This window comes from Streptomyces longwoodensis (genome assembly GCF_001514125.1).
In the GTDB taxonomy this organism is placed as follows: Bacteria; Actinomycetota; Actinomycetes; order Streptomycetales; family Streptomycetaceae; genus Streptomyces; species Streptomyces longwoodensis.
In genome coordinates, this window is sequence record NZ_KQ948554.1 from 360,409 (window position 1) to 368,355 (window position 7,947).

A 7,947-nucleotide genomic window follows, 5' to 3' on the forward strand; every position below is an offset into this window, starting at 1 on the left:
CCCCGCCCGTACGAGGCCGAAGGCCCGGTGTCCCCTCGGGGAGCCGGGCCTTCGGCCTCGTACGGGCGCGAGCGCCGGTCGTCGTGTCAGTGGCGCCTGGTAAGAATGCAAGCGTGAGCAGCGAGAACGGGGTCGGTGAGGGCGGTGCCCAGGGGGCGCCGCCCGAGCAGCTCGCGCTGATCCGGGAGAGCGTCCGCAAGGCCAAGGAGCCCCGGGCCAAGCCGCGCACCTGGCGGGGCGCGGCCCTCGCCGAGCGGCTGCCCGTCGCCCGGGTCCTCGTCGACAAGGGCGTGCTGCACCTGGACCGCTACTTCGACTACGCCGTGCCCGCCGACCTCGATGCCGACGCCCAGCCCGGGGTGCGGGTGCGGGTGCGGTTCGGCGCCGGGCGCGGCCGGGTGCGCGAGGGGCGGCGCGAGGGCGGCGGACTGATCGACGGCTTCCTGATCGAGCGGCTGCCCGAGTCCGACTACTCCGGGCCGCTCGCCGCGCTGGCCCAGGTCGTGTCGCCCGAGCGGGTGCTGAGCGCGGAGCTGCTGGGCCTCGCCCGCGCCGTCGCCGACCGCTACGCCGGCAGCCTCGCCGACGTCCTGCAGCTCGCCGTGCCCCCGCGCAACGCCCGCGCCGAACAGCGCCCCTCGCCCGAGCCCCTGCCGCCGCCGCAACGCCCCCAGCCGGGCCCCTGGGGCCGCTACGAGCACGGCGGGGCCTTCCTGGACGCCCTGGCCTCCGGCGCCTCCCCGCGGGCCGTGTGGAACGCCCTGCCGGGACCGGAGTGGAGCGACGAGCTGGCCCGGGCCGTGGCCGCCACGCTGGCCTCCGGGCGCGGCGCCCTCGTCGTCGTGCCCGACGGGCGGTCCGCCGCGCGCGTGGACGCCGCCCTGACGGCCCTGCTGGGCGAGGGACGACACGCGCTGCTGACCGCCGACGCCGGGCCCGAGAAGCGCTACCGCGAGTGGCTCGCCGTGCGCCGCGGGTCCGTGCGGGCCGTGGTCGGGACCCGCGCCGCCATGTTCGCGCCGGTCCAGGACCTGGGGCTGGTCGCGCTGTGGGACGACGGCGACGACAGCCACAGCGAGCCGCACGCCCCCCAGCCGCACGCCCGTGACGTCCTGCTGCTGCGGGCCGCCCAGGACGGGTGCGGTTTCCTGCTCGGCGGCTGGAGCTGCACGGTCGAGGCCGCCCAGCTCGTGGAGAGCGGCTGGGCCCGGCCGCTGGTTGCGGGCCGCGAGCAGGTGCGACGCGCGGCCCCGCTCGTGCGGACGGTGGGCGACCTCGACCTCGCGCGCGACGAGGCCGCCCGCGCCGCCCGGCTGCCCACCCTCGCCTGGCAGGTGGTCCGGGACGCGCTGCGCCAGGGACCCGTGCTGGTGCAGGTGCCCCGGCGCGGCTACGTCCCGCGCACCGCCTGCGCCCGGTGCCGGGCCGCCGCGCGCTGCCGGCACTGCTCCGGGCCGCTGGAGGCGCGCGACGGGGGCGCGCTGGCCTGCGGCTGGTGCGGACGCGCGGAGACCGACTGGAGCTGCCCGGAGTGCGGCTCCGTCCGGCTGCGCGCCCAGGTGGTGGGGGCCCGGCGGACCGCCGAGGAGCTGGGCCGGGCGTTCCCGGCCGTGCCGGTGCGCACCTCCGGACGCGAGCACGTGCTGGACACGGTGCCCGCGGCGCCCGCCCTGGTCGTCAGCACCCCGGGCGCCGAGCCGGTGGCCGAGGGCGGGTACGCGGCCGCCCTGCTGCTGGACGGCTGGGCCATGCTCGCCCGCCCCGACCTGCGGGCCGGCGAGGAGGCGCTGCGCCGCTGGATCGCCGCCGCCGCGCTGGTGCGCCCCCAGGAGGCCGGCGGGACCGTGGTGGCGCTGGCCGAGCCGACGCTGCGGCCGGTGCAGGCGCTGGTGCGCTGGGACCCCGTCGGGCATGCCGTGCGGGAGCTGGCGGAGCGGGTCGAGCTGGGCTTCCCGCCGGTGTCGCGGATGGCGGCCGTGTCGGGGCCCCGGGACGCGGTCATCACGTTCCTCGACGCCGTGGAGCTGCCGGCCGAGGCCGAGGTGCTCGGACCGGTGCCGCTGCCGGTGACCCCGGCCGGGAGCCCCCGGCGCACCGGGGCGCCGCCGCCCGGGGAGCACTGGGACCGGGCCCTGGTCCGGGTGCCACCGGGACGGGGAGCCGCGCTCGCGGCGGCCCTGAAGGCGGCCCAGGCCGCGCGGATGGCGCGGGGCGGGAGCGGCGGCGCGGGGAGCGCGGAGGCGGTACGGGTGCGGGTCGATCCGCCGGACATCGGCTGACGTGGGAGCCGTCCGGCTGCCGGCCCTGACCGGGGCCCGACGTGCGGCTGCCCTCCCGGGGCGGCCGGGAGGGCAGGGGAGGAGAGGCGGGGGCGGGTCAGCCGTTGCGGGGGCCGGGGAACGCCGTCGGTCTCACCTCGTCGCGCAGGGCGGCGCTGCCCGCCGTCGGCTGCGTCGGCATCGAGCGGGCCGCCGGGACGGTGGGGACCGGGGCGATGCCGGTGCCGACGTTGACCGTGCGGGTCGTCGCCGCGGGCTCCGCGGCCCGGTCCGCGTCGCCCGCCGCCCGGTCCGCCGCGCGGCGGGCGCCGTAACGGCGGTGCACCGCCTGCTTGGTCACGCCGAGGGCCGAGCCCACCGCGTCCCACGAGAAGCCGAGCGAGCGGTCGAAGTCGACGGCCGCGGTGACCAGGGTCTCGACGCTGTCCCGCAGCTCCTGCGCCAGGCGGACCGTCGGGGCGGGGGCGCGTCCGTAGACGACGAAGCCCGTGGAGGGGCCGGAGCGGCGGGGTCGGTAGACATTGCCCAGCTGGGCGGTGAGGGTGCGCAGTGCGTCCACCTGCCGGCGGACCCGCTCGATGTCCCGCACCAGCAAGTGCAGGCTCGCCCGGGCCTGGGCGTCGTGGGTTGCGTGGTCGGCCATGAACAAGCCTCTCGAACCGGCGTGAAGAGAAGGTCAACTCCTACGTGACCAACGCGGTCGCGCTCCGCTGGTCACGCTCTGGGGGCGTATGGGCATATGCGTACGCCCCCTCGCGCGGCGCATCGGCGGCCCGCTCCCGCCATAGACTTGTGCGTTGCCCGTCGTTCGTTCGTCCGAGAGGTCCGTGCCCTTCCATGAAGCTCGTCTTCGCCGGTACCCCCGAGGTCGCCGTTCCCGCGCTGGACGCCCTGATCTCCTCCGGGCGGCACGAGGTGGCCGCCGTGGTGACGCGGCCCGACGCGCCGGCCGGGCGGGGGCGCCGGCTGGTCGCCTCGCCCGTGGCGCAGCGGGCCGAGGAGGCGGGCATCGAGGTGCTCAGGCCGGGGCGGCCGCGCGACCCCGAGTTCCTGGAGCGGCTGCGGCAGATCGCCCCCGACTGCTGCCCCGTCGTCGCCTACGGCGCGCTGCTGCCCAAGGTGGCGCTGGACATCCCCGTGCACGGCTGGGTCAACCTGCACTTCTCGCTGCTGCCCGCCTGGCGCGGGGCCGCGCCCGTGCAGCACGCGCTGATGGCGGGCGACGAGATCACCGGCGCCTCCACCTTCCTCATCGAGGAGGGGCTGGACTCCGGGCCCGTCTACGGCACCCTGACCGAGGAGATCCGCCCCACGGACACGAGCGGTGACCTGCTGACCCGGCTCGCCTTCGCGGGCGCCGGGCTGCTCGCCGCCACCATGGACGGCATCGAGGACGGCACCCTGAAGGCCGTACCGCAGCCGGGCGACGGCGTCTCCCTCGCCCCGAAGATCACCGTCGAGGACGCCCGGGTCGACTGGGCGGCGCCCGCGCTGCGGGTCGACCGGGTGGTGCGCGGCTGCACCCCCGCCCCCGGAGCCTGGACCACGTTCCGCGGCGAGCGCCTCAAGCTGATCCAGGCCCGGCCCGTGCCGGAGCGCACCGACCTGGCCCCCGGGCAGCTCGCCGTCGGCAAGAACGACGTGTTCGTCGGGACCGGGTCCTACGCCGTGGAGCTGCTGTGGGTGCAGGCCCAGGGCAAGAAGCCGATGCGGGCCGCCGACTGGGCGCGGGGCGTGCGGATCACCGAGGACGAGCGGCTGGGAGCCTGACGGCCGGGGCGATCAGGGGCCTGACGGCCACCGCGTAGGCTGGACGGACACCCCGTTCTGCGATCCGGAGCACCTTTTTCGTGAGCGATCAGTCCCGCCGTCCGCACAAGCCCCACAGGCCCCACCGGCGCCCCCAGAAGGACCCCGTCCGTATCCTCGCCTTCGAGGCGCTGCGCGCGGTGGACGAGCGGGACGCCTACGCCAACCTCGTGCTGCCGCCGCTGCTGCGCAAGGCCCGCGAGAAGGGCGACTTCGACGGACGGGACGCCGCACTGGCCACCGAGCTGGTGTACGGCACGCTGCGGCGGCAGGGGACGTACGACGCGATCGTCGCCGCCTGTGTGGACCGGCCGCTGCGCGAGGTCGACCCGCCGGTGCTGGACGTGCTGGGACTCGGCGCGCACCAGTTGCTCGGCACCCGGATCCCGCCGCACGCCGCGGTGTCCGCGACCGTCGAGCTGGCCCGGGTCGTGCTCGGCGACGGACGGGCCAAGTTCGTCAACGCCGTGCTGCGCAAGGTGGCCCAGCACGACCTCGACGGCTGGCTCGAGAAGGTCGCCCCGCCCTACGAGGACGACCCCGAGGACCACCTCGCCGTCGTCCACTCGCACCCCCGCTGGGTCGTCTCCGCGCTGTGGGACTCCCTGGGCGGCGGACGCGCCGGCATCGAGGACCTGCTGGAGGCCGACAACGAGCGGCCCGAGGTCACCCTCGTCGCCCGTCCCGGCCGGTCCACCACCGGGGAACTCCTGCGTGAGGAGGCCGCGGTGGAGGGGCGCTGGTCGCCCTACGCCGTGCGGCTCACCGAGGGCGGCGAGCCCGGGGCGGTCGAGGCCGTCCGCGAGGGACGGGCCGGCGTGCAGGACGAGGGCAGCCAGCTGGTCGCGCTCGCCCTCGCGCACGCGCCCGTGGAGGGCCGCGACGCTCTCTGGCTCGACGGGTGCGCCGGACCCGGCGGCAAGGCCGCGCTGCTCGGCGCGCTCGCCGCGGAGCGGGGCGCGGTGCTGCTCGCCTCCGAGAAGCAGCCGCACCGGGCCGGTCTCGTGGCGCGGGCGCTCGACGGCAACCCCGGGCCCTACCAGGTCATCGCCGCCGACGGGACCCGCCCGCCGTGGCGGCCCGGCTCCTTCGACCGCGTCCTGGTGGACGTCCCGTGCACCGGCCTGGGCGCGCTGCGCCGCCGCCCCGAGGCACGGTGGCGGCGCCGCCCCGACGACCTGGACGGCTTCGCCCCGCTCCAGCGCGACCTGCTGCGCACGGCGCTGGAGTCGGTACGGGTCGGCGGCGTCGTCGGCTACGCCACGTGCTCCCCGCACCTCGCCGAGACCCGGGCGGTCGTGGCGGACGTCCTCAAGCAGTTCCCGGACACCGAACTCGTCGACGCCCGCCCCCTGCTCCCCGACGTACCGGCCCTGGGCGAGGGCCCCGACATCCAGCTCTGGCCCCACCTGCACGGCACGGACGCGATGTACCTGGCGCTGATCCGCCGCACCGGCTGACCTCCCGGGTGGTGGTGTCTAGGGGCGCCGCCCCACCGCCGCCCCCTCCTGCGCCGCCGGCACGCCGGGGCCGTCCGTGCGGGCCAGGGCGTGCGGCCACCACACCCGGCGTCCCACGTCCAGGAACAGCGCGGTCACCAGGACCGAGCGCACCACGAACGTGTCGATGAGGACGCCCAGGGCGACCGTGAAGCCGATCTCGGCGAAGGCCACCATGGGCAGCGTGCCCAGCGCGGCGAAGGTGCCGGCCAGCACCAGGCCGGCGGAGGTGATGACCGCGCCGGTGGCGGCGAGGCCGGTCACCACGCCGGGGCGGGTGCCCCGGCGCAGGGCCTCCTCGCGGATCCGGGTGGTCAGGAAGATGTTGTAGTCGATGCCCAGGGCCACCAGGAACACGAAGACGAACAGCGGGAAGTCGGTCGACTCGCCCGCGTAGTCGAAGACGTGGCGGAAAGCGAGCGCGCTGATGCCGAGGGCCGCCGTGAAGGACAGGATCACCGTCCCGACCAGCACCAGCGGGGCGACCACCGCCCGCAGCAGCGCCGTCAGGATCAGCAGCACCACCGCCAGCACCAGCGGGATGATCAGCAGGTTGTCGTGCGTGGTCGCCCGGTCCATGTCGACCAGGGCCGCGGTGCCGCCGCCCACCCGCGCGTCCGCGCCGGGCACCTCGTGCACGGCGTCCCGCACCCGCTCCACCGTCCGCTTCGCGGCCTCGCTGTCCGCGGGGTCGGTCGTCGTGGCCTCGAACAGGACCTTGCCGTCGTAGGACGGCTTGGTGCCCGGCGGCCGGCCCAGCGAGGCGGGCACCACGCCGTCCGTCGCGGCGACCGCCGCGCCGACCCGGCGCGCCTGTGCCTGGTTGCTGACGATCACCAGCGGGTCGCCGCTGCCGGCCGGGAAGTAGCGCGCCGACACCTCCTGTCCGGTGATCGAGTCGGGCTTGCCGGTGAACGCGTCGGCGTTGCCGATGCCCTCGGCGCGCAGCTGGAGCAGCCCGAGCGAGCACACGGCCAGCGCGAGCGCCGTGCCCACCCACACGGTGCGCGGACGGCGCGCGATACGGCGGCCCGTGCGCGCCCACACGCCCCGCTCGGTCGGGTCCGGCGACCCGTAGCGGGGGATCACCGGCCAGAAGATCCACCGGCCGAAGACCACCAGCAGGGCCGGGAACAGGGTCAGCATCGCCACCAGGGCCACGGCCACGCCGATCGCCGCGACCGGGCCGAGACCGCGGGTGGAGTTCATCTCCGCGGCCAGCAGCACCAGCATGCTGAGCACGACCGTCGCGCCCGACGCGAGCACCGCCGGGCCCGCCCGGTGCAGGGCCAGCGCCATCGCCTCGTGGCGGTCCTCGTGGCGGCGCAGCTCCTCCCGGTAGCGCGCCACCAGCAGCAGCGCGTAGTCGGTGCCCGCGCCGAACACCAGGACGGTGAGGATGCCCGCGCTCTGGCCGTTGACCGTCAGGCCGCCGTGGCGCGCCAGGAAGTAGATGAGCGCCTGGGCCGTGAACAGCGCCGCCACCACCCCGAGCAGCGGGGGCACCAGGAGGGTGGGACTGCGGTAGGTGATCAGCAGCATCACGACGACGACCCCCATCGCCGCCAGCAGCAGCGTGGAGTCGATGCCCTCGAACGCCTTGGAGAAGTCCGCCGACGTGCCGCCCGGCCCGGTGATGTGCACGGCGAGGCCGGTACCGCCCTTGCCGACGACGTCCCGGACGGAGTCGACGGCGGGGGCGATCCGCTGCCACCCCTTCTCGTCCATGGTGATCGGCACGTAGATCTCGGCGGCGCGCGGGTCCACCGGGCGGTCGAAGACCGGGCCGCGGGTCTGCGGCCCGCGGATGCCGTGGTCGGTGAGCCGCCGCAGCTGCGCCGCGTCCGCCGCGATCCGCGCCCGGTCCGCGGCCGTGAGGCCGTCCGGGCGGGCGTACACGACGACCGCGGGGATCTGCTCCGGCCGGAAGTCCTTGGACAGCGTCAGCACCTGCGTCGACTCGGCCGACCCCGGCAGCCACGACGCCGCGTCGTTGTCCTGGGCGTCCGTCAGCCGGGAGGCGAACGGCGCCATCACGAACAGCACGACCAGCCACAGACCCAGCACAAGCCACTTGGCCCGCCGCCCGCAGACCAGACGCCCCCAGCCCCGGTCACCACCCATGGCCACCTCCGCACCGACGCGCGGCCGAACCTCCACCCTAGCCCGCACCACCCCCCAGAAGCGCGGCGAACCACACCCCCACCCCCGCCCCCACCCACCCAGGGGCGCGAGGAACCGCGCACCCAAGCCCACCCCACGGCCACCTGACCACGAAGCCCCGCCCCCACCCCCCAGGGGCGCGGGGAACTGCGCAAAACCCCGCACCCCCACCCACCCGCACCCGCCCACGCACCCCC

5 protein-coding genes are annotated in these 7,947 nt (G+C 76.6%); 3 read left to right on the plus strand and 2 right to left on the minus strand.

Going from position 1 to position 7,947, the window contains the following annotated elements; all coding sequences use genetic code 11:
- The first annotated feature begins 113 nt into the window (after positions 1 to 113).
- Positions 114 to 2,279: a primosomal protein N' gene (locus AQJ30_RS19520; protein WP_067235559.1), complete on the plus strand. Its 2,166-nt coding sequence runs from the start codon at positions 114 to 116 to the stop codon at positions 2,277 to 2,279.
- Between the two features lie 97 nt (positions 2,280 to 2,376).
- On the opposite strand, the gene AQJ30_RS19525 is transcribed toward AQJ30_RS19520, so the two are convergent.
- The gene (locus AQJ30_RS19525; RefSeq protein ID WP_067235807.1) at positions 2,377 to 2,922 is read right to left on the minus strand and encodes a hypothetical protein; all 546 of its coding nucleotides are present in this window, start codon (positions 2,920 to 2,922) and stop codon (positions 2,377 to 2,379) included.
- A gap of 194 nt (positions 2,923 to 3,116) precedes the next feature.
- On the opposite strand from AQJ30_RS19525, the gene fmt reads away from it, so the two are divergent.
- On the plus strand, positions 3,117 to 4,049 hold the full coding sequence (gene fmt, locus AQJ30_RS19530) for a methionyl-tRNA formyltransferase (RefSeq protein ID WP_067235562.1): 933 nt from the start codon (positions 3,117 to 3,119) through the stop codon (positions 4,047 to 4,049).
- Between the two features lie 80 nt (positions 4,050 to 4,129).
- The gene (locus AQJ30_RS19535; RefSeq protein WP_067235564.1) at positions 4,130 to 5,548 is read left to right on the plus strand and encodes an RsmB/NOP family class I SAM-dependent RNA methyltransferase; all 1,419 of its coding nucleotides are present in this window, start codon (positions 4,130 to 4,132) and stop codon (positions 5,546 to 5,548) included.
- A gap of 18 nt (positions 5,549 to 5,566) precedes the next feature.
- Here AQJ30_RS19535 and AQJ30_RS19540 read toward each other — a convergent pair whose 3' ends face one another.
- A complete protein-coding gene (locus AQJ30_RS19540; protein ID WP_067235565.1) occupies positions 5,567 to 7,711 on the minus strand; it encodes an MMPL family transporter in 2,145 nt (714 codons plus the stop codon).
- Positions 7,712 to 7,947 lie beyond the last annotated feature (236 nt).